This window comes from Streptococcus oralis (genome assembly GCF_001578935.1).
In the GTDB taxonomy this organism is placed as follows: domain Bacteria; phylum Bacillota; class Bacilli; order Lactobacillales; family Streptococcaceae; genus Streptococcus; species Streptococcus oralis_R.
Genome location: NZ_KQ969521.1, coordinates 948,619 through 970,322 on the forward strand (window position 1 = coordinate 948,619; position 21,704 = coordinate 970,322).

The following is a 21,704-nucleotide window of genomic DNA, read 5'->3' on the forward strand; positions in this document are numbered from 1 at the left end:
TTTTTGATTAGGAAATAATGTCATCCAGCTTTGTTAAAAAGGCTTGTGTTTTTGCCTCTATATCTTCTGCCTGCATCAGATCCCTAACGACAGCTACTCCAGCAATACCAGTGTCAATAAGCTGGTCAATGTTCTCTGACGTCAAGCCTCCAATAGCAACTACTGGAATGGCGACCGTTTGGCAAATTGTTTTCAAGGTTGAAATCAGAGTGATGGGTGCATTTTCTTTGGTCGTAGTCGGGAAAATGGCTCCTGTTCCCAAGTAATCCGCACCCGATGTTTCTGCTTCGAGGGCTCTTTTAACTGTTTTAGCAGTGACACCGAGGATTTTTTCAGGACCCAAGACTTTGCGGGCAACCGAAACTGGTAGTTCATCGTCGCCAATATGCAAACCTGCAGCATCAACCGCGAGACAAACATCCAAACGATCATCGATAATCAAGGGAACCTGATAGGAATCTGTTATTTCCTTGACTTGTTTTGCCAAGTGATAGTATTGATTGGTTGTGAGATTTTTTTCTCGTAGTTGGATGATGGTAACACCTGAACGGCAGGCTGTCTCCACTTTTTCAAGAAAGCTTTCCAAGGAATCTTGGTAGCGATTGGTTACCAGATATAGTCTGAGTGCTTCTCTATTCATAAATATCTCCTTTGATTGTTTCTAGCCAGTTTTCGTCTCTTTTTAGAAGAGAGAGCTGATTGAGAGTTTGAAAGCGGAAATCTTCCAATCCCATTCCTTGGACAAGAATTCTCTCAGCAGCGATATTGAGATAAGAGACCGCTAGGCAAGAAGCTTCAAAGGCCGTTTTTCCTTGGCTGAGAAAAACAGCTGTCAAGGCTCCAACTAAGTCTCCTGTCCCTGTTATCCAGTCTAATTCTGCACAGCCATTTCCCAATATTGCAACCTGATTCTCCGAAACAATGAGGTCCTTGGGGCCAGTGACTAAAAATGACATACCAGGATAAAGCTGACACCAGTCTTTCAAGACTTGAAGCAAATCCTCAGTTACTTGATCTTTAGCACTAGCATCGACCCCAACTCCGTGATGTTTTAAGCCAACAAGACTTCGGATTTCCGACATATTCCCCTTAAGGACTGTAGGCTTGTATTCTAAAAGATCTCTGACTAAGGTCTTACGAACGGGTGACGCTGATACACCAACCGCATCTACTACCATTGGGAGACAAGCTTGGTTTGCATAAGTAGCTGCCATACGGATTGCTTTCTCCTTCTCGGCTGACAAATGCCCCAAATTGATGAAGAGGGCTTGGCTTTGTTTGGTAAAATCAAGAACCTCACGAGGGTCATCTGCCATAACAGGTTTGCATCCCAGAGCCAAAATACCATTTGCCAGCATCTCACAAGAAATCTCATTGGTGATGCAGTGAATCAAGGAACTGGTTGCTAGAGGGAAAGGATTTGTCAATTCCTGCATCATTCTATCCTTTCTCCAAAGAAATATCCCTGCACTTTTTTAAAGAATTCCTGCTTGATCAAAAATCGAAAGGCAATAAAGGAAATCGCTGTACCGATCAAGGTTGCTCCGAAAAATCGAGGAGTGTAGATAAACCAGCTGAGCTTGGCAGCAGATCCCGTAAAGAGAACCATGACAGGATAGGAAACAATAGAACCGATAATCCCTGTTCCCAAAATCTCTCCTAGAGCAGAATAGTGAAATTTTCTACCGTACTTATAAAAGAGACCTGCAAGGAGGGCTCCAAAGGTAGCTCCTGTTAGGGCCAAAGGCGGAATGCCCTGAGTAGACATACGGATAAAGGCTGTGACAGTAGCCATGACCAAGGCATAAACAGGTCCCATCATGATACCAGCTAGGATATTGACTACACTAGACATCGGTGCCATTCCTTCAATTCGAAAGATGGGTGTAAGGACTACGTCAAGGGCAATCATCATGGATAAAATAGTTAATTTGTGAACTTGAAGTTGGTGGTTTCTCATTTTCTATTTCTTCTCTTTTTCTAAGGACTGCAAATCACTCGTCCAGGTTTGATGTTGGTAAGCCATCTCCCAAAACTTGGCTTCCATGTGGACACTTCTGTGGAAGGCCTCTAGCATTTTTTGTTTGTCCGTCTCGTTGCTTTCTTGATAGAGCTGATTGACCAGGGCTTCTTCCTCTTTAATCTGCTGTTCTAACTCATCGGTGATATAGGTTTCAATCCACTGTTGATAAAGAGGATTCGGGGATGGTTTGCGATTAAGTTCCTTGCCCAAATCATGGTATAACCAAGGACATGGAAGCAAACTAGCAAAAGCAATGCCCAAGTTTGGTTCTGAAAATTGCCTATAAATATGAGAAATGTAATGATAACAGGTTGGAGCAATCGGTTGCTCGTCCATTTCCTGGTCGCTGATTCCTAATTCCTTGAAAAATTGTTGGCGGATAAATAACTCACCCTCCACTAGACTCTGGGCATTTTGTTTCAAGAGTCTTTTCATCTCTTGGTTTGAAGTCTTATCAGCCAAAAGGTGATAGGCTTCTGAGAAAGCCTTCAAATAGTAGGCATCCTGAATCAGGTAGTAGCGGAAAATAGTAGGTTCTAACGTTCCCTCTTGTAACTGTAGAACAAAGGGGTGATGAAAGGAAGCCTGCCAAGCTTCCTTGGATAATTCCATCGCAATATCTGTAAATTCCATAATAACTCCTTTATAAAAATAGACTGGTTTGAAGTAGTAAAAAGAACAGCAGGTAGATTAATTTTGTTTTTTTAGAAATATAAAAAGTCCGATAGCGATTTTCCAACTGTGCATGTTCGTCATATCCATGCGCCGATAGGGCTCTCAGGTAAAGATGGCGCCACCTAAAGACTGTCATCAGAACCTTGCTGTAAATCAAGGGAGACCAAAAATGCAGTTCTTGACCGCGTAATAGGCAAGCTTCCTTGAGAGACTTGATTTCTTGCTGAATGAGGGGAAAGGAATTGAATACCACAATCAAGGCATAGGCCCAAGACCGTGATAACCCCTTTTGAGCCAAGTACAAGAGAAGCTCTTTTAGGGAAATACTGGAAACAAAGACAAGGCCGATACAAACGGTCACAAATACCCTCGTTCCAAGTATCACTGCCTGCGAAGCATCCCCATGTAACTGAACTGCCCAGTAGTTGGCAAAAGATGGTAAAATGGCGAGCAATAGCATCCAAGCCAACATTTTAAATCGACGGTAATAGAGCATGAAAAGAATACAAAATGCGACTACTGAAAGATTAAGAGCAATCGAAGGAAGGAAAGATGTTTCCAAGGATAAAATCAGCAAGAAAAGACTAATAATCGGTGTCTGGGTTGCTACTTTGATCATACTACCTCACCTCCCCTTGAGTATTCCTACTCAGAAAACTGAGAGGTTTGCTGATGGTCACGTCTTTCACATGACTGAGACCCTCACTAGTCATCTCGATCCAATAATCAACCACAGAAATCAAGGGATCTAAACGATGGCTAATAATCAGAAAACTTCTTCCTTGATTGCTCTCCTCCACAATCCACTGACAGAAATAATGGCAAGCTCTATCATCCAAACTTGCAAAAGGTTCATCTAGCAGAATCACAGAAGCCTTGCTGGTCAAGATGGTCAATAGCTGAAGAATCTTTTGCTGACCGCCACTTAATTGATAAGGACTCTTATCGAGTGCCTGCTCTAAATTAAAAAATTGTAATGCTTGGAGAATCCGCTGATTTCTTTTTGAGTCTGAACTATCTAATTGCAGTTCCTCTCTCAGACTGACTCGAATAAACTGCTTCTCAGCTTCCTGAACAACACCCGTCAGATCACGATACAAATTCTTTTTATTTTTGAGAACCGCCCCCTTCCAAGTAATGCACCCCTTATACTTTTGAAATTGAAGAATGGAGCGAAAGAGGGTTGATTTCCCAACACCATTATCACCCAAGATACAGGAAATTCCTTGGTAGATAGTAAAATCAGCAATCGAAAAGAGAGGGCGATTACCCAGCTCACACGTCATACGGTCTATATGGAATAGTTCTGGGCTAGAAGCAACTTTCTTTGAAGCAACCTGTGTCATCTCAGAGGTAGGGATTTGAAAAACTTCCCTTAGCTGTCCATCTCTCAGCTCCACTATATGGTCAATGTAGGCTCCATAGTCCGTTAAATCATGGTCGCACAGGATGACTGTCTTCCCATTAGAGGCCAACTCTTTCAGAATCTCTAGGATCTCCAGCCTACTTCTTCGGTCAATGGAAGCAAAGGGTTCATCCAAGAGATAGACCCTAGGATTCATGGCAAAGAGAACAGCCAAAGCAGCTTTCTGCTTTTCACCACCTGATAAGTGATGAATGGGACGGTGCAAGATCGCCATGCAGCGACATTGCTGGATCACCTCAGCTATTTTAGAATCAATCTCCTGAACGGGATGCCCAATATTCTCCAAAGTAAAAACCAGCTCTTCAAACAAGTTCTCCATGGTGAATTGATGATTGGGATTTTGAAAGAGAATACCAACCGTCTGGACACGTTCGACGATAGAAAGCTGACTGACCTCGCTCCCATCTATCAGGACTTGACCACTATAGGGAAGAGAACTGACTTGGGCAATGAATTGAAAGAGGCTAGATTTTCCTGAACCACTGCTCCCAACTAACAAGGTAAAGGCTTGCGCGTGAAAAGTAAAATCAATCGACTCCGAAAAGATTGGGGACTGAATTCCCCGTAGTTCCAGCCCCATCTACGCCTTTCCTCCAGCTGCAAACTGATGATAGAGTTTGACAATAGCACGAACCAAGATGGTACAGAAGAAAAAGACGGAAATAAAACGAACCACAAGCAAGGAAAGCACAAAAGGAAGGGAAAAGGCGTAATAACCTAATTTAATGTATTCATAGACAAAGCTAACAAGCGTAATCCCAATACTATTAGCAGTTAGAGAGAGCCAACTTTCATAGCGATTCTTGGTCACAAGAAAACCAAATTCACTTCCCAAGCCTTGAACCAAGCCAGACAAAAGGGCACCCAAACCGAATTGGCTACCATATAGGACTTCAGCAAGCGCAGCGAGCACTTCTCCAATCGTTGCACTTCCGACTCTTGGAACAAAGATAGCTGCAATGGGCGCAGCCATACACCAAAGACCAAAGAGGATTTCATTGGCAAAGGCCTGCAAACCAAGAGGGGCCAAGATCAGAGTGAGGATATCAAACAGATAGCCGGAACCCACAAAAACGCCACCAAAAAAGATAGACAAGAAAGCAAGCAAGATCACATCTTTTAACTGCCATTTTTTCAACATAAAAAACTCCTTTTTTAAAGAAACGTGAGGCATTCAAGGAGAGCTACCAAAAGGCTTGCCGTCAAGTCTATCCTCTTTTGATAAACAAAAAAACTCCAATTACAAACGAGAATTAGAGTTTACCTTACAAGATTAGACAGTTCTTTTCGACATACGAAAAAAAACTTTTCACATTTCCCTTCGCCAGTCTTAACTGTATCAGGTTCAATGGGTATCATCTCAGCCTAAAGCACCCCAAATGTCTTTATTATTTTATTACTGGACCAGTATAACAGAATTTGAAAGCCCTAGCAAGATATTTGACTGGAAAATATATTTATATAGTTTCTGATAATGATTTAATCTTTCTATACACGAAGAAAAATCTCCACATCAAATGGAGACTTTCTACTTTATCAATACAACTTCAAATCACGTGAATCAACTGGGAAGGATGGATTGTACGGATTGTGACGGAGTTTGAAGTGCTTGACATCTTCAATAGTCTGAGTTCCAGATAACTGCATGACTGTCTTCAATTCTGCATTCAAGTGTTCAAAGACTTGACGTACACCCACACTACCACCAAGAGCCAAACCATAAATCACAGGGCGACCAATAGCTACCAAGTCTGCTCCTGAAGCCAAGGCTTTAAAGACGTGCTGACCGCGACGAACACCAGAGTCAAAGACAATTGGTACACGTTTATCAACTGCTTCTGCTACTTCTTGAAGCGAGTCAAAGGATGCTGGTCCACCGTCGATTTGGCGGCCACCGTGGTTGGTTACCCAGATACCAGAAGCACCTGCGGCAAGCGAACGTTCAACGTCCTCACGGCATTGAGGCCCCTTGACATAGACAGGAAGACCTGAGTATGTAGCGATAAATTCGACATCACGTGGAGACAAGCGTTGTTTGGCTGACTTGTAAACAAAGTCCATTGATTTTCCAGCACCTTCTGGCAGGTATTCCTCAACAATCGGCATGCCAACTGGGAAGACAAAACCATTGCGCTTATCAACCTCACGATTGCCCCCTACAGTTGCATCTGCCGTCAAGACAATCGCTTTGTAGCCTTCAGCCTTCACACGGTCCATGATATGGCGGTTAATGCCGTCATCCTTACTAAAGTAAAATTGGAACCAATGAGGTGTTCCTTGAAGAGCTTCCGTAATTTCTGGAAGGTCAACGGTAGAGTAGGAACTAGTTGTATAAAGAGAACCAAACTCATGCACACCACGCGCAGTAGCCACTTCACCTTGTTCATTTGCCAATTTATGAGCCGCAACAGGCGCCATAATAATTGGTGAAGATAATTTTTCACCTGCAAATTCAATCTCTGTACTTGGATTTTCAACATCACAAAGCGTATGAGGAACAATCAGTTTGTGGTTAAAGGCACGGATGTTCTCGCGTAAGGTGAAAGTATCCTCTGCTCCACTAGCGATATAACCAAAGGCAGCTTTAGGAATGACTTGTTGCGCCATTGGCTCCAAATCATAAGTGTTAATAAAATCTACAGGTCCTTCTGCATTGCTTGTTTTATATGACATAAAGTGTCCTCCTTGTTAAGTAAGCGTTTACTTTTTCTTACATAAACTATCTTACCTCTTTTTCAGAATCCTTTCAAAAATTTTGTCTGGAAATTTCAAATCACAAACATGATAAATATTTTCTATCATTGTGATAAAAAATTCATATTATCCAAACATGCCCTTTAGTGCTACAATAGCTATATTATTCCTAGATGGGAGGTTCTATTTTGGATTGGTCCATTGTTGAACAATATTTACCACTCTATCAAAAGGCATTCTTTCTGACCTTACATATCGCAGTTTGGGGAATTTTGGGTTCTTTTCTTGTTGGTCTAATCGTTAGTGTCATTCGGCATTATCATGTTCCTATCTTTTCACAGCTAGCAACAGCTTATATAGAATTGTCACGAAACACGCCCCTTTTGATTCAGCTCTTCTTCCTCTATTTCGGGCTTCCCCGAATAGGGATTGTTCTTTCTTCAGAAGTCTGTGCAACAGTTGGGCTCATCTTTTTAGGTGGCTCCTATATGGCAGAATCTTTCCGAAGTGGGCTAGAAGCCGTCAGTCAAACCCAGCACGAGATTGGTTTAGCCATCGGTCTAACTCCTGTACAGGTCTTTCGCTATGTGGTTCTTCCGCAAGCGACTGCGGTAGCCCTACCGTCCTTTAGTGCCAATGTCATTTTTCTCATCAAAGAAACCTCAGTTTTCTCTGCGGTAGCCTTAGCCGATCTCATGTACGTCGCCAAGGACTTGATTGGGCTCTACTATGAGACAGACATTGCATTAGCCATGTTGGTAATTGCTTATCTGATCATGCTACTGCCTGTCTCACTGATCTTTAGCTGGATAGAAAGGAGGCTCCGCCATGCAGGATTCGGGAATGCAAGTACTCTTTCAGGGAAATAATCTCCTGCGAATCTTACAAGGATTGGGTGTCACGATTGGAATTTCCATTCTCTCTGTCCTTCTATCAATGATTTTCGGAACAGTCATGGGAATCATCATGACCTCCCATTCTAGAGTTATTCGTTTTTTAACACGTTTTTATCTGGAATTTATCCGTATCATGCCCCAGCTGGTATTACTTTTCATAGTTTATTTCGGCTTGGCTCGAAACTTTAATATCAACATCTCAGGCGAGACTTCGGCCATTATCGTTTTTACCCTCTGGGGTACAGCTGAAATGGGAGACTTGGTTCGTGGAGCTATCACTTCCCTCCCTAAACATCAGTTTGAAAGCGGACAGGCTCTGGGCTTGACCAACTTCCAACTTTACTATCATATTATCGTTCCACAGGTCTTGAGAAGATTGCTTCCGCAGGCCATCAATCTGGTTACTCGGATGATCAAAACCACTTCCTTAGTCGTTTTGATTGGAGTTGTTGAAGTTACCAAGGTAGGACAACAAATCATCGATAGCAATCGCTTGACCATCCCAACCGCTTCCTTTTGGATTTATGGAACCATTCTGGTCCTTTATTTCGCAGTCTGTTTTCCTATTTCCAAACTATCCACTCACTTAGAAAAACATTGGAGGAACTAAATGTCTGAAACTATTTTAGAAATCAAGGACTTAAAAAAATCCTTTGGAGACAATCCCATCCTCCAAGGCCTTTCTCTGGATATCAAAAAGGGAGAAGTTGTGGTCATTCTAGGACCATCTGGTTGCGGAAAAAGCACTCTCCTTCGTTGCCTCAATGGTCTAGAAACCATACAAGGTGGAGATATTCTTCTGGATGGCCAGTCTATTGTTGGTAATCAGAAAAACTTTCACCTGGTTCGTCAAAAGATTGGCATGGTCTTTCAAAGTTATGAACTCTTTCCTCACCTAGATGTCCTTCAAAACCTCATATTAGGCCCTATCAAAGCTCAGGGACGAGACAAGAAAGAAGTAACGGCGGAAGCTTTGCAACTACTGGAACGTGTGGGTTTGCTTGATAAAAAAGACAGTTTTGCTCGCCAATTATCTGGTGGACAGAAACAACGAGTGGCGATTGTCCGTGCCCTTCTCATGCATCCAGAAATTATCCTATTTGACGAAGTGACGGCTTCACTTGATCCAGAAATGGTGCGTGAAGTTCTGGAACTCATCAATGACTTGGCTCAAGAAGGGCGCACCATGATTCTGGTAACCCACGAAATGCAGTTTGCCCAAGCCATTGCAGACCGCATTATCTTTCTCGATCAAGGGAAAATTGCTGAAGAAGGAACAGCTCAGGAATTCTTCACCAATCCTCAAACCAAACGAGCACAGGAATTTTTAAACGTCTTTGACTTTAGCCAGTTCGGCTCATATCTATAAAGGAGATTTTTATGAAACTACTCAAACCAATTCTAACTGTTTTTGCCCTAGCCTTTGCGCTTATCTTTGTCACAGCTTGTAGCTCAGGTGGAAACTCTGATGCTGCATCAGGCAAAACCACTGCCAAGGCCCGCACTATCGACGAAATCAAAAAAAGCGGTGAACTTAGAATCGCCGTATTTGGAGACAAAAAACCATTTGGTTATGTTGACAACGACGGTTCTTACCAAGGATACGATATTGAACTCGGGAACCAATTAGCTCAAGATCTTGGTGTGAAGGTTAAATACGTTTCAGTCGATGCTGCCAACCGTGCTGAATACTTGATTTCAAACAAGGTGGATATCACACTTGCCAACTTCACAGTTACTGACGAACGTAAGAAACAAGTTGACTTTGCCCTTCCTTACATGAAAGTTTCTCTTGGTGTCGTATCACCTAAGACTGGTCTCATTACAGATGTCAAACAATTGGAAGGTAAAACCTTGATTGTCACAAAAGGAACGACTGCTGAAACTTATTTTGAAAAGAATCATCCAGAAATCAAGCTTCAAAAATACGACCAATATAGCGATGCCTACCAAGCTCTTCTTGACAGACGTGGAGATGCCTTCTCTACTGACAATACTGAAGTTCTAGCTTGGGCACTCGAAAACAAAGGATTTGAAGTCGGCATTACTTCCCTCGGTGATCCAGATACCATTGCGCCAGCAGTTCAAAAGGGGAATCAAGAACTTCTTGACTACATCAACCAAGAAATCGAAAAACTTGGTAAGGAAAACTTCTTCCACAAGGCTTATGAAAAAACACTTCACCCAACCTACGGTGACGCTGCTAAGGCAGATGACCTGGTTGTTGAAGGCGGAAAAGTTGATTAATACTCTTCGAAAATAAACAGAAATCAGGTAATCCTAGTGACTACCTGATTTTCTATGTTTTAAGCATTTTGCCAATTTTCTTGGTCTTCTTTAAAGCGTTTTAGGAGGTCGAGTCCTTCTGGCGTGATATATCCTTCTTCTTGGGCTAGATGGATAAGCTCACTGTAGTTAGAAAGTGTCACCAATTTCACGCCAGCATCCGCAAAGTTCTTATCTGCTTTTGGCAATTGATAACTGAAAATCGCTACAACTCCAAGCACATCTGCTCCTTCGCGTTTTGCAGCTGCAACAGCTTCAAGAACAGAACCGCCAGTTGAAATGAGGTCTTCAACAACAACCATCTTTTGCCCCTGAGCTACACGACCTTCGATTTGATTACCAGCTCCGTGGTCTTTTGGTTTGCTGCGGATGTAGGCAAAAGGCAAGTTCATCTTGTCAGCAATGATCGCTCCGTGTGGAATTCCTGCTGTCGCAGTTCCTGCAATCACTTCTACTTCTGGAAATTCTGCTTTAATAGCTTCCACAAAACCATTTTCAATCAAAGTACGAGTTTCTGGATAGGCAAGCGTCACACGGTTGTCAGTATAAATCGGCGATTTGATACCAGATGCCCAAGTAAAAGGCTCCTCTGGTTTGAGGTAAACGGCTTGGATTTTCAAGAGGTGGCTAGCGATATCTTTAGCAAGTGTCATAGTATTCTCCTTTTGTTTTTATGATCTATTTCTTTAATTTCAGTCTTGGTTCCATTCATCCTTGATGGCATGATAAGCTACAACAGGATCTTCAGCTTGGGTAATGGGACGTCCTACTACGATATAGTCACTACCGATTTGATAGGCATCCGCTGGCGTCATGACACGTTTTTGGTCTCCTACCGCAGCTCCCGCTGGACGAATTCCCGGTGTCAAACAGATAAAGTCTTTGCTTGTTGCTTCTTTGATAAGCTTGACTTCCTGAGCTGAGCAAACGACACCATCCAAGCCCGCTTCAGCTGTCTTCTTGGCATAGTGAATCACAGACTCTTGCAGGCTGGTTTGGATATTTTGAAAATCCTGCATCTGGCTTTCCGACGTTGATGTAAGCTGGGTCACAGCGATCAATTTGGCTTGTGTCCCCAAACCTTCACGCGCAGCCTTCATCATCTCCACACCACCAGCTGCATGAACATTGGTCATCTCCACACCAAGCCGAGACAAGACCTTCATGGCAGATTTGACTGTATTTGGAATGTCATGTAGCTTGAGGTCCAAAAAGACACTATGCCCCAATGACTTCAAATAACGGACAACTTCTGGACCTTCCGCATAATAAAGCTCCATCCCCACTTTTAGATAAAGACTTTCTTCTGCTGGGAAAAGAGATAAAAATTCCTTGACCGCCTCAAAACTAGGAAAATCAAGAGCAATAACTGGACGATGTTCACGCATAGATTTCTCCTTTTACCTTTACGAGCAAGAGAGTATGGTCAAAAACAAACCACAAAAAAGGAACCTGCCAACAGCAAGGTTCCACGAAAAATGGGTAGAGTCCACCCTTTCACCGTCTAACCTTAGCTGCCTCTCTGGACTGCTTTAAAGGTTTTTTTCTATTCTATTATTTATGGCAGGACTTGTCAAGCAAAAACTCGAAACTGGACTTCTATACCATTCAAAATCAAGATGAAAAGTTAGTCTAACGACTCTGTGACTGCTGGCTCGTTTGGCTTTGATTTCCCTGTTCTTCTTGTTTTTCTTTTCTTCTTCTTGTTTTTTCTTCTCAGCTTCCTTTGCCTCTTGTTTGGCTTTTTCTTCTGCTTCTTCTATCAGCTTATCCGCTATGGTATAGCTGTATGCTCCAGCCTCCATATCGACTACACTCGGTTCTGTCAATTGGGGCTTGATTTTGCTGTAGTAAGGCAATTTCTTGCTCAATTCTGACAAGGGAACCAAAACCTCATCTGTGTCCAGCATAGTAATTTTTAAAAGATCTGCTGTTGCCTTGCTTGGCGCTAATTCGATTTTCTGGATTTGACTCTTGATATCCTCACTGATAGTAGACAATCCTGTGATCAGTTCTTTCACCTGTTGCTCGTCATTAAAGGTAACTGTCAGATAAGTCTCAGGCAAGTTTAAGCGACTTACAGGAGTTGACTCTACTGTACCACTAGACAGAATAGGATAATGTTCTTCACCAGACACATAATAACCGACAATATCAAATTCCTTAACCTCAATCGTAAAGTTAGTCGGAAATTGATAGTTAATCTTCGCTGATTCTATCCAATGATTGGACTTGATTCGCTCAGCGTATGTTTCCTTATCCAACAATAGGACTAAAGTATAGTCGCTATCTTGAATCCCAGAAGCCTGTTTGATGTCATCTGATTGCGTGTTACTATTTCCCTTAACCTCGATATTTTTGATGGTCGAAAGTGGAGTCAATAGATAGACTGAAAGAAGGAGTACCAGGACACTAGGTACCAAGATACTCACAGCTCGCCAAATATGAACAGGCGCAATTTTAGGCTTGGCAGGTTTTTCTGCTTTCTCTGGTTTTTCTGGTTTTTCTGGTTTTTCTTTTTCTTCTTCTCTTTTTCCTCTTTGACTTTAGGGGCATCCTTTTGAGATTTTTCTTCTTTTTCGGATGGTTCCTTGCTTGGACTTGAGGCTTCCTCATCTGACTCACTCGATGATTTCTTGGATTCCTCCAATAGTTTCGAGTTGGCTTCCTTACGAGCTTGTTTTTCCTTTTCCTTCTCTTCAGCTAGGGCAGCTTCTTCCTCAGCCTTCTTCTTCAGGTATTCCTGGTTTCGTTTCTGCCATTCAGACAATTCTTGCTTCTGGTTTGATTCTTTTTTCTTATCCTTTGACATTGATATTCCTTATGCTAGGTCTTTTCTTAGTAGATCGTAAAAATCTGCAAGAGATTTCAATTCAGTCGAAGCTTTCATGCTAGCTTGGTACTGATCCTTGTGACTAAGCAAGTGACTGAGTTTCTCCTCCAAGCTTTCCAAGGTCAAGTCACTTTCTTGAAGTTCTTCTGCATAGCCTTTCTTAACAAAGTAAGCCGCATTTTCAATCTGGTCTCCTCGACTTGCTTCACGACCCAATGGTACGATGAGATGGAGTTTCGCCATGGCCAAGAGCTCAAAAATCGTATTGGCACCGCCACGCGTTACCACCACATCTGCCATCTCCATCAAGGGTTGATAGAGATTCGTCACATAATCAACACGAAAGAGATTTTGACTCAACTCATTGAGACTAGAATCTCCAGTGAGATTGATAATATTGTAGCGCTCTGTCAGTTCTTGCTTATGATCTGTCACCAATTGGTTAAAGACACGAGCTCCTGCAGAACCACCAACAAACAATACCGTTGGCAATTTAGGATTAAAGTGGGTTTGGATATCCACCAATTCATCTGGTTCAGGAGTTTTTTGGTCTGAAACCTTGGTCACTGCCCCCACATGCTCGACCTTAGACAAACTTGAAGCCTGCTCAAAGGTTGAATACATCTTGGTCGCAAATTTATAGGCGATTTTATTGGCCAAGCCCATAGAAAGGTCAGATTCATGAATAAAGACAGGCACTCCTGACACTCGCGCTGCGATAACCGGCGGTACAGAGACAAATCCTCCTTTTGAAAAAAGAGCCTGTGGACGCAGTCGTAATATGATAAAGAATGATTGGACAATTCCCCAACCAACTTTAAAGACATCCAGCATATTTTGCCAAGAGAAATAGCGACGCAACTTCCCAGTCGCAATGGAATGGAAGGTCACGTCCAGACCTGACTTGAGGATTTCTTGGTGTTCGATTCCATGCTTGTCACCGATATAGTGAACTTCCCAGCCGTCTTCGATGAACTTAGGCATTAACAAAAGGTTGAGGGTAACATGTCCAACCGTCCCCCCACCTGTAAAGACAATTTTTTTCATATTATTCCTTTAACTCCGCTACTGTGTCGATAAAGAGGTCGCCACGTGCTTCAAAGTTAGCATACATATCCCAGCTAGCATTGGCAGGACTGAGGAGAACCACATCTCCTTGAGTCGCGAGCTCATAAGCCTTGCGGGTCGCATCAGCAATATCTGTCGCATCTACATAAGCCACACCAGCCTTATCCGCTGCCCGTTTGACACGTTCTGCAGACTGACCGAGGATAACCATCTGCTTGAGGCCTGTGATATCTGGCACCAATTCGTCAAACTCATTGCCCCGGTCCAAACCACCTGCAATCAAGATAACCTTGCTGTTGTCAAATCCTGACAAGGCTTTTTGAGTAGCCAAGATATTGGTTGATTTGCTATCGTTATAGAATTTGACCCCCTTGATCTCATCTACAAATTGGAGACGGTGTTTGACACCACCAAAGGCTGAAAGAGTTTCCTTGATGGTTTGGTTGTCTACACCACGAAGCTTGGCTACTGCAATGGTCGCAAGGGCATTTTCCACATTATGGCTACCTGGAACTCCGATTTCATCAGCTGCCATAACCACTTCTCCACGGAAGTAGAGTTGACCATCTTCCAGATAAGCTCCATCAACCTTTTCCTGTGTTGAAAATGGAACAACAGCGGCTTGTGTTTTGCTAGCCAGTTCTTTTGCCAAGTCTTGGTTAAAGTTCAAGATAAGAAAATCATCCGCTGTCATATTATTTTGGATATTCCACTTAGCTGCTACATATTCCTCAAAAGAACCATGGTAGTCGATATGAGTTGGCATGAGGTTGGTAATGACTGCAATCTCAGGATGGAATTCTTGAACACCCATCAGTTGGAAAGAAGAAAGTTCCATGACAAGCGTGTCCTTGGCTGTCGCAGTTTGAGCCACTTGACTAGCAGGATAGCCGATATTTCCTGATAAGAGACCACCTTGACCAGCAGCAGTTAAAACTTCCCCAATCATCGTCGTTGTAGTTGTTTTCCCATTTGAACCAGTGATACCGATAATTGGCGCTTCTGAGATTAAATAAGCCAATTCCACCTCAGTCAAGACTGGAATCCCCTTTGCCAGAGCCTTCTCAATCATGGGATTGCTATACGGGATACCTGGATTTTTCACCATCAGAGCAAAATCTTCATCCAAGAGTTCCAAAGGATGCCCACCAGTGACAACCTTGATTCCCTCTTCTAGCAAGCTTTGAGCAGCAGGATTTTCCTCAAAAGGCTTGCCGTCATTTACTGTCACAATAGCTCCCAGCTTGTCCAACAAACGGGCCGCAGACTCACCAGACTTAGCCAAACCTAAAACAAGGACTTTCTTATTTTTAAATTGATCGATTACTTTCATGTCTCAAACTCCATTTCTACTCCTACTATTTTACCATTTTTATGGAAATAATACTAAACGAAAATGCTCTAGTCCTCATTCTGACATTGAAAAAGAGAGCCATAGCTCTCTTTCTATTTATCTTCTTCTGCTCTTTTTTTCAGACATGAGCGTAATGTCTCTCAAGCTAAAGTAAGCTAGGGCCAGCATAGCGATTGTGACAAAGAATTCTGTCGGTAATTGGAAGATTTGCAAGATGGACAACATCAGCAAAATCAAGAGTGCAACAACTACAAAGACCAAGATAACGATGTTGACTGTTCCTTTGATACTTTGGGGTGTCGCAAATACATAGAGTAGTAATAAGAGTATCCCTATGATTAAATAGACCATCTTTATCTCTTTCTAGCTCTTATTCAGCTGATTTTTTCTTTTTGTTAGCTTTCTCGCGCTCTGCCTTGTTGAGAATTTGCTTACGCAAACGGATAGACTCAGGCGTTACTTCCATGTACTCATCGTCGTTCAAGAACTCAAGTGACTCTTCAAGGGTCAAGATACGAGGTGTCTTGATAACAGCTGTTTGGTCCTTGGTAGCTGAACGAACGTTGGTCATTTGTTTCGCCTTAGTGATGTTAACTGTCAAGTCGTTTTCACGAGAGTTTTCACCGATGATCATTCCTTCGTAAACCTCAGTACCTGGGTTGACAAAGATCGTACCGCGTTCTTCGATAGACATGATTGAGTAAGTTGTAGCCTTACCAGCATCGATGGAAACAAGGGCACCACGGTGACGTCCCCCAATTTCCCCTGGAATCAATGGCAAGTATTGGTCAAAGGTGTGGTTCATGATACCGTAACCACGAGTCATTGACAAGAACTCAGTTGAGTAACCGATCAAACCACGTGCTGGAACAAGGAAGACCAAACGAGTTTGACCATTCCCAGTTGAGATCATATCCAACATTTCACCCTTACGTTCAGAAAGACTTTGGATAACAGATCCTTGGTATTCTTCTGGTGTGTCGATTTGTACACGCTCAAATGGTTCACATTTAACACCATCGATTTCTTTTACGATAACTTCTGGACGAGATACTTGTAACTCATACCCTTCACGACGCATGGTTTCGATCAGGATTGACAAGTGCAATTCGCCACGACCTGAAACTGTCCACTTGTCTGGTGAATCTGTTGGATCAACACGAAGGGATACGTCTGTTTGCAGTTCGGCCTGCAGGCGTTCTTCTACCTTACGAGAAGTTACCCATTTCCCTTCGCGACCAGCAAATGGTGAGTTGTTTACCAAGAAAGTCATTTGAAGCGTTGGCTCATCGATGTGTAGGATTGGAAGAGGCTCAACTGCATCTGTCGGTGTAATGGTTTCACCAACAAAGATATCTTCCATACCGGATACGGCAATCAAGTCACCCGCTTTGGCTTCATTGATTTCACGACGCTCCAAGCCAAAGAAACCAAAGAGTTTTGTAACACGGAAGTTTTTGGTTGTGCCATCTAGTTTAGAAAGGGTAACTTGGTCACCAACCTTCACAGTACCACGGAAGACACGACCGATACCGATACGACCTACGAAGTCATTGTAGTCCAAAAGTGACACTTGGAACTGCAAAGGCTCATCTGAGTTATCTACTGGGGCTGGGATATGGTCGATAATGGTGTCAAAGATTGGCGCCATTGTTTTTTCTTGATCAGCTGGATCGTCTGACAATGAAGATGTTCCGTTAATCGCTGAAGCATAAACAACTGGGAAATCAAGCTGGTCATCATCTGCACCAAGCTCGATGAAGAGTTCCAAGACTTCGTCCACTACTTCTGCTGGACGAGCTGATGGTTTGTCGATTTTGTTGACAACCACGATTGGGACGAGATCTTGTTCCAAGGCTTTCTTCAATACGAAACGAGTCTGTGGCATAGTTCCTTCGTAGGCATCTACGACCAAGACAACACCGTCAACCATTTTCATGATACGCTCAACTTCTCCACCAAAGTCCGCGTGTCCTGGTGTGTCCATGATATTGATACGAGTTCCGTTGTAAGCAACGGCTGTATTTTTAGCAAGGATCGTAATACCGCGCTCTTTTTCGATATCGTTTGAGTCCATAGCACGCTCTGCCAACTCTGTACGAGCATCCAATGTTGAAGATTGTTTCAACAATTCATCAACGAGGGTTGTTTTACCGTGGTCAACGTGGGCGATAATCGCAATGTTACGGATATCTTCTCTTAATTTTGTCATGATTTCCTCTAATATTTTAAATTTTTATTTCTAACTGAACAATTATACCACAGTCTCATTCAAAAATCACAGTTCAGCTAAGTGTAAATGTTTTCACTCTGCTTTTCTAGTCAAGGCAACTCTTTTCAAAGTCAGAGACTTATGATAAGATAAGCTGGTATGCGTTTAGATAGATTATTAGCCCAAGAAAAGGTCAGTCGCAAGGCTATGAAACAGGCACTTTTGAAAAAAGAAATCCTAGTGGACAATTGTCCAGCTCGCTCCCTGGCTCAAAATGTCGATACTGGATTACAGAAATTAGTCTTTCAAGGACGGCAAATCCAAGGCTACGAGCACAACTACCTCATGCTTCATAAACCAGGTGGAGTGGTAACAGCCAGTCAGGATAAGGACCTACCAACCGTCATGGACCTCCTTCCACTTGACATCCAGTCTGACCAGCTCTATGCTGTCGGCAGATTAGACCGTGATACGACGGGACTCCTCCTCTTGACAGATAACGGTCCCTTGGGCTTTCAGCTCCTCCATCCCCAGTACCATGTCGATAAATCCTATCAAGTGGTGGTCAACGGACTTCTCACACCAGACCATATCCGACTGTTTAAGGAAGGAATCGTCTTTTTAGACGGAACCACTTGTAAACCTGCTCAGCTCGAAATTCTAGACACAAGCCCAACAGAGAGCCATGCCTCCATCACTATCTCTGAGGGCAAATTTCATCAAGTCAAGAAAATGTTTCTCTCGGTTGGTGTCAAGGTGACTGCCCTAAAACGAGTCCATTTTGGGCCTTGGAGTTTGGATGACAATCTAAAAGAAGGAGATTATCGCCCCCTAAACTCCCAAGAATTAGCAAACATTCGTGAATTTCTCAGAAAAGTGGTTAAAAAATGAGCTCGGAAAATATCCAAGCTCGTTTTCTTATTTCTCAACTTTGACTCTCCCGTTCCAAGAATCCAACCCATAAGAAAGGATATAAATCTCAGAGAAACCTTGTTTTTTCAGATAGAGAGCTGCATTGGTCACTCGTTGTCCGCGTTGGTTTTCGTAGAGAAGGACAGGTTTATCCTTGCGAAGTGCTGCAAGGCTTGACTTCAACTGATTTGAAGGAATATTGCGAGCTCCGAGGATATGTTTTCTGTGAAATTCTGCTGGTTCACGGACATCAATCAATTGCCCTTTCCGAATCAAGGCTTCAAATTCTGCATTGTCCACAATCTTAGCCGCACGACGAATACGAAGGTAGTTATAGCCCATCCATGCCACCATTGCCAGTATAAGTGCCCACAAAATCCAAGTAACCATTAGTTCATTTCTCCATTTTTCTCTATGTAGTCTAATTCTATCTTGTGCTCTCTACGAAGAACAGCTTCCGCTTCTAGGTAATCTAGCTTGTCCATCAGACCTGCATCATAGATCCGAGAGAGTTCGAGCTTCATCAGTTCAATATCATACAAGCGCTTCCCCATGTAAACAATAATGCCAAATTGTTTGAGAAATTGCTGCACATCATAGAATGTTTTCATAGCTTCCATTTTAGCAGATTCTAGACTTTTTTTCAATACTGGACAGGCTCTTTCCCCCTATTTTCTTCGTCTTCATTGCCCATTCTTCCGCAAGTATGGTACAATAAAAACATGAGAATTCAACAACTACACTATATTATCAAAATCGTCGAAACTGGCTCTATGAATGAGGCAGCCAAGCAACTCTTTATCACTCAACCCAGTCTCTCTAATGCTGTTCGAGACTTGGAAAATGAAATGGGTATTGAAATCTTTATCCGCAATCCCAAGGGTATTACCTTAACCCGTGATGGGATGGAGTTTCTCTCCTATGCCCGTCAGGTCGTTGAGCAAACTCAGCTTCTGGAGGAACGCTATAAAAATCCTATCGCCCACCGCGAACTTTTCAGCGTTTCCTCTCAGCACTATGCCTTTGTAGTCAATGCCTTTGTCTCCTTGCTCAAGAAAAGTGATATGGAGAAATACGAGCTCTTCCTTCGTGAAACTCGGACCTGGGAGATTATCGATGACGTCAAGAACTTCCGTAGCGAGGTCGGTGTCCTCTTTTTAAACAGCTACAACCGCGATGTTTTAACGAAGATGCTAGATGACAATCACCTGCTAGCTCACCATCTCTTTACAGCCCAGCCCCATATCTTTGTCAGCAAGACCAATCCTCTGGCAAAGAAAGGCAAGGTGAAACTATCTGATTTGGAAAACTTTCCTTACCTCAGTTATGACCAAGGGACGCACAACTCCTTCTACTTTTCAGAGGAGATTCTTTCACAAGAGCACCACAAGAAATCCATCGTAGTCAGTGACCGTGCCACCCTCTTTAACCTCTTGATTGGTTTGGATGGTTACACCATTGCAACGGGGATCTTGAACAGTAATCTCAATGGAGATAACATCGTTTCCATCCCACTGGACATTGATGACCCCATTGAACTGGTCTATATCCAGCATGAAAAAACCAGCCTGTCTAAGATGGGCGAACGCTTTATCGAATACTTACTAGAAGAAGTTCAATTCGATAATTAATAGAAAAATGAAAAAGGGAAAAGAAAAAGTTAGGAAATAGAAAGTGAAAAAGATACTACTGACCAGTGCTTTAATCCTTTCAATCGCAGGATTAGCACCCGCATCCGTCTTAGGAGAAGAAAACACAACTCAATCCACATCTGCTGTCAAGGAAGCAATTGCCAAAGAAGAAAAGAAAGAGTCTAGTGTTGAGGAAAACTCTAAATCAGAAACACTTCCAAAAGAAAAAGCTACGGAGAAAATCAAAGAAGAAGCTCCTAAAAAAGAAGGATGGCAGAAAGAAGACAATCAATGGCGTTTCTATGAAAACAATCAACCTGTTTTAAAATGGAAAAAAATTCAAAACAAATGGTACTATTTTGACCATGAAGGCAACCGACTTAGTGATACTATCTTTGATGGCTATGTTCTCAACAAAGAGGGCATCCTGGTAGAAAATGGCTGGACAGCTCTTAACAACAAATGGTACTACGCTAGTGAGTCTGGAAAAATCATTCAACAAAAATGGGAAAAAGTAAACGGCAAATGGTACTACTTTGACAAAGACGGGGTTATGCTCAGTAAAACCACTATTGATGCTTATCTGCTTGGCAGTAGCGGTGCTATGGCAGAAAACTCCTGGGTGAAGATCGACCAAAATTGGTATTACGCTAATGAATATGGAAAATATATTCACGACAAATGGGAGAAAATCAAAGGAACTTGGTATGCCTTTGAACAAAATGGCGTCATGCTTTCCAACAAATGGAAAGGAAGCTACTATCTAAAAGCAAGTGGAGCAATGGCTGAAAAAGAATGGATTTTTGACAAAACCTACAACAGCTGGTTCTATCTAAAAGCGGATGGCCGTTATGCAAAGCAGGAGTGGATTGGAGCATACTACCTCAAGTCAGGTGGTTACATGGCAAAGAGCGAATGGATTTACGATAACTCTGATAAAGCACGTTACTACTTAGATGATAGCGGGCACTATGTATCAGGAACTTACAAGATAGACGGTAAAGAACACTTGTTCCAAAAATACGGCCAATGGATTTCTGAAGTTTCAACTGAAGGCGGATTTACAAAAGGCCTATACAGCAATACCATTTTCCTAGACCCTGGGCATGGTGGTCGAGATTCAGGAGCTTTTTACTACAATGTAGCTGAAAAAGATCTCAACATGCAGATTTACCGTAAGCTTCGTACTAAGTTAGAAGAACTAGGCTACAAGGTCCTCACTTCTCGTGATAGTGATATTGACGTTGATTTTGTTACCGAACGTTCTCGTATGGTTAATAAGACCAACTCTGATATTTTTATCAGTATTCACTTCAACGCTACTGGTAATACCTACTCAAAAGCGAGCGGTATTCAAACCTACTCCTATAGCGATGAACCTGATTATCCAAGTAAGATTAATAAATACTGGCACAATCACCCAGATCGTATGAGTGAAAGCAAACGCCTCGCCGCTGCCATCCACTCCTCTCTTCTAGCAGAAACAGGGGCCAAGGATGCTGGCTTATTGGAAAGCAGCTATGCCGTACTACGCGAAACAGCCAAACCAGCCGTTCTCCTAGAGCTTGGTTATATGGATAATTTCTCCGAAAACCAACAAATCAGAGATAGCCACTACCAAGATAAACTGGTCGCAGGCATCGTGAAAGGGATCCAAAAATATTACGCTGGTCGATAAAAAGTCTCGAGAAATG

Annotated in this window: 23 protein-coding genes, 1 pseudogene and 1 riboswitch; of the genes and pseudogenes, 7 read left to right on the plus strand and 17 right to left on the minus strand. The window is 42.6% G+C overall.

Features of this window, described 5'->3' with window-relative positions; translation table 11 throughout:
* Nucleotides 1-7: 7 nt before the first annotated feature.
* The 8 genes from thiE to lctO all read right to left on the minus strand — a co-directional run bounded on the left by thiE (nucleotide 8) and on the right by lctO (nucleotide 6,797).
* Entirely contained in the window at nucleotides 8-640 is a 633-nt protein-coding gene (thiE, locus tag SORDD15_RS04730) for a thiamine phosphate synthase (protein ID WP_061414911.1), read from the minus strand.
* A complete protein-coding gene (locus SORDD15_RS04735) occupies nucleotides 633-1,436 on the minus strand; it encodes a hydroxyethylthiazole kinase (protein WP_061415683.1) in 804 nt (267 codons plus the stop codon). Before SORDD15_RS04735 ends, thiE begins: the two co-directional genes overlap by 8 nt.
* The gene (gene thiW, locus SORDD15_RS04740) at nucleotides 1,436-1,960 is read right to left on the minus strand and encodes an energy coupling factor transporter S component ThiW (protein ID WP_061414915.1); all 525 of its coding nucleotides are present in this window, start codon (nucleotides 1,958-1,960) and stop codon (nucleotides 1,436-1,438) included. The genes SORDD15_RS04735 and thiW overlap by 1 nt, the downstream gene beginning before the upstream one ends.
* A gap of 3 nt (nucleotides 1,961-1,963) precedes the next feature.
* Nucleotides 1,964-2,656, minus strand: a complete 693-nt coding sequence (gene tenA, locus SORDD15_RS04745; RefSeq protein ID WP_061414918.1) for a thiaminase II — start codon at nucleotides 2,654-2,656, stop codon at nucleotides 1,964-1,966.
* Between the two features lie 10 nt (nucleotides 2,657-2,666).
* Nucleotides 2,667-3,317, minus strand: coding sequence for an energy-coupling factor transporter transmembrane component T (locus SORDD15_RS04750; RefSeq protein WP_061414922.1), 651 nt, complete (start codon nucleotides 3,315-3,317; stop codon nucleotides 2,667-2,669).
* A 1-nt stretch (nucleotide 3,318) separates the two neighbouring features.
* Entirely contained in the window at nucleotides 3,319-4,704 is a 1,386-nt protein-coding gene (locus tag SORDD15_RS04755; protein ID WP_061414925.1) for an ATP-binding cassette domain-containing protein, read from the minus strand.
* Nucleotides 4,705-5,265 (minus strand): ECF transporter S component, encoded by a 561-nt coding sequence (locus SORDD15_RS04760; protein ID WP_038805710.1) that lies wholly within the window; start codon nucleotides 5,263-5,265, stop codon nucleotides 4,705-4,707.
* 158 nt (nucleotides 5,266-5,423) lie between these two features.
* Nucleotides 5,424-5,512, minus strand: a riboswitch (TPP riboswitch).
* A gap of 148 nt (nucleotides 5,513-5,660) precedes the next feature.
* Nucleotides 5,661-6,797: an L-lactate oxidase gene (gene lctO / locus SORDD15_RS04765; protein ID WP_061414928.1), complete on the minus strand. Its 1,137-nt coding sequence runs from the start codon at nucleotides 6,795-6,797 to the stop codon at nucleotides 5,661-5,663.
* A gap of 209 nt (nucleotides 6,798-7,006) precedes the next feature.
* Here lctO and SORDD15_RS04770 point away from each other — a divergent pair, with 209 nt between their 5' ends.
* Genes SORDD15_RS04770 through SORDD15_RS04785 form a run of 4 tightly spaced genes read left to right on the plus strand, consistent with a single transcriptional unit; the run spans nucleotide 7,007 to nucleotide 9,961 of the window.
* Nucleotides 7,007-7,687 (plus strand): amino acid ABC transporter permease, encoded by a 681-nt coding sequence (locus tag SORDD15_RS04770; RefSeq protein WP_061415685.1) that lies wholly within the window; start codon nucleotides 7,007-7,009, stop codon nucleotides 7,685-7,687.
* Nucleotides 7,647-8,324, plus strand: coding sequence for an amino acid ABC transporter permease (locus SORDD15_RS04775; protein ID WP_061414930.1), 678 nt, complete (start codon nucleotides 7,647-7,649; stop codon nucleotides 8,322-8,324). Before SORDD15_RS04770 ends, SORDD15_RS04775 begins: the two co-directional genes overlap by 41 nt.
* Nucleotides 8,325-9,083 carry an amino acid ABC transporter ATP-binding protein gene (locus tag SORDD15_RS04780; protein WP_061414933.1) on the plus strand — a complete coding sequence of 253 codons (759 nt, stop codon included), beginning with the start codon at nucleotides 8,325-8,327 and terminating at the stop codon, nucleotides 9,081-9,083. It abuts the gene before it with no gap.
* An 11-nt stretch (nucleotides 9,084-9,094) separates the two neighbouring features.
* Nucleotides 9,095-9,961, plus strand: a complete 867-nt coding sequence (locus SORDD15_RS04785) for a cysteine ABC transporter substrate-binding protein (RefSeq protein WP_061414935.1) — start codon at nucleotides 9,095-9,097, stop codon at nucleotides 9,959-9,961.
* 59 nt (nucleotides 9,962-10,020) lie between these two features.
* On the opposite strand, the gene pyrE is transcribed toward SORDD15_RS04785, so the two are convergent.
* The 7 genes and pseudogenes from pyrE to typA form a co-directional block, all read right to left on the minus strand.
* Nucleotides 10,021-10,653 (minus strand): orotate phosphoribosyltransferase, encoded by a 633-nt coding sequence (gene pyrE, locus SORDD15_RS04790; protein ID WP_036755409.1) that lies wholly within the window; start codon nucleotides 10,651-10,653, stop codon nucleotides 10,021-10,023.
* Nucleotides 10,654-10,692: 39 nt separating this feature from the next.
* Nucleotides 10,693-11,388: an orotidine-5'-phosphate decarboxylase gene (gene pyrF, locus SORDD15_RS04795; protein ID WP_061414938.1), complete on the minus strand. Its 696-nt coding sequence runs from the start codon at nucleotides 11,386-11,388 to the stop codon at nucleotides 10,693-10,695.
* A gap of 244 nt (nucleotides 11,389-11,632) precedes the next feature.
* Nucleotides 11,633-12,812 (minus strand): annotated as a pseudogene (locus tag SORDD15_RS04800) (cell division protein FtsQ/DivIB).
* Nucleotides 12,813-12,821: 9 nt separating this feature from the next.
* Nucleotides 12,822-13,880 carry a UDP-N-acetylglucosamine--N-acetylmuramyl-(pentapeptide) pyrophosphoryl-undecaprenol N-acetylglucosamine transferase gene (locus SORDD15_RS04805; protein WP_061414941.1) on the minus strand — a complete coding sequence of 353 codons (1,059 nt, stop codon included), beginning with the start codon at nucleotides 13,878-13,880 and terminating at the stop codon, nucleotides 12,822-12,824.
* Between the two features lies 1 nt (nucleotide 13,881).
* Nucleotides 13,882-15,234, minus strand: coding sequence for a UDP-N-acetylmuramoyl-L-alanine--D-glutamate ligase (murD, locus tag SORDD15_RS04810; RefSeq protein WP_061414944.1), 1,353 nt, complete (start codon nucleotides 15,232-15,234; stop codon nucleotides 13,882-13,884).
* Nucleotides 15,235-15,351: 117 nt separating this feature from the next.
* On the minus strand, nucleotides 15,352-15,606 hold the full coding sequence (locus SORDD15_RS04815) for a DUF3165 family protein (protein ID WP_000262663.1): 255 nt from the start codon (nucleotides 15,604-15,606) through the stop codon (nucleotides 15,352-15,354).
* 19 nt (nucleotides 15,607-15,625) lie between these two features.
* Nucleotides 15,626-17,467: a translational GTPase TypA gene (gene typA / locus SORDD15_RS04820; RefSeq protein ID WP_061414946.1), complete on the minus strand. Its 1,842-nt coding sequence runs from the start codon at nucleotides 17,465-17,467 to the stop codon at nucleotides 15,626-15,628.
* 159 nt (nucleotides 17,468-17,626) lie between these two features.
* Here typA and SORDD15_RS04825 point away from each other — a divergent pair, with 159 nt between their 5' ends.
* Complete coding sequence (locus tag SORDD15_RS04825; RefSeq protein WP_061414950.1) at nucleotides 17,627-18,358, plus strand: 16S rRNA pseudouridine(516) synthase; 732 nt, start codon at nucleotides 17,627-17,629, stop codon at nucleotides 18,356-18,358.
* Nucleotides 18,359-18,385: 27 nt separating this feature from the next.
* On the opposite strand, the gene SORDD15_RS04830 is transcribed toward SORDD15_RS04825, so the two are convergent.
* Both SORDD15_RS04830 and SORDD15_RS04835 read right to left on the minus strand, forming a co-directional pair.
* Nucleotides 18,386-18,769, minus strand: coding sequence for a rhodanese-like domain-containing protein (locus SORDD15_RS04830; RefSeq protein WP_061414953.1), 384 nt, complete (start codon nucleotides 18,767-18,769; stop codon nucleotides 18,386-18,388).
* Nucleotides 18,769-18,999: a YqgQ family protein gene (locus tag SORDD15_RS04835; protein ID WP_050540635.1), complete on the minus strand. Its 231-nt coding sequence runs from the start codon at nucleotides 18,997-18,999 to the stop codon at nucleotides 18,769-18,771. Before SORDD15_RS04835 ends, SORDD15_RS04830 begins: the two co-directional genes overlap by 1 nt.
* Nucleotides 19,000-19,101: 102 nt before the next feature.
* On the opposite strand from SORDD15_RS04835, the gene SORDD15_RS04840 reads away from it, so the two are divergent.
* A complete protein-coding gene (locus SORDD15_RS04840; RefSeq protein WP_061414956.1) occupies nucleotides 19,102-20,010 on the plus strand; it encodes a LysR family transcriptional regulator in 909 nt (302 codons plus the stop codon).
* A 43-nt stretch (nucleotides 20,011-20,053) separates the two neighbouring features.
* Nucleotides 20,054-21,688 (plus strand): N-acetylmuramoyl-L-alanine amidase, encoded by a 1,635-nt coding sequence (locus SORDD15_RS04845; RefSeq protein ID WP_061414959.1) that lies wholly within the window; start codon nucleotides 20,054-20,056, stop codon nucleotides 21,686-21,688.
* The last annotated feature ends 16 nt before the right edge of the window (nucleotides 21,689-21,704 follow it).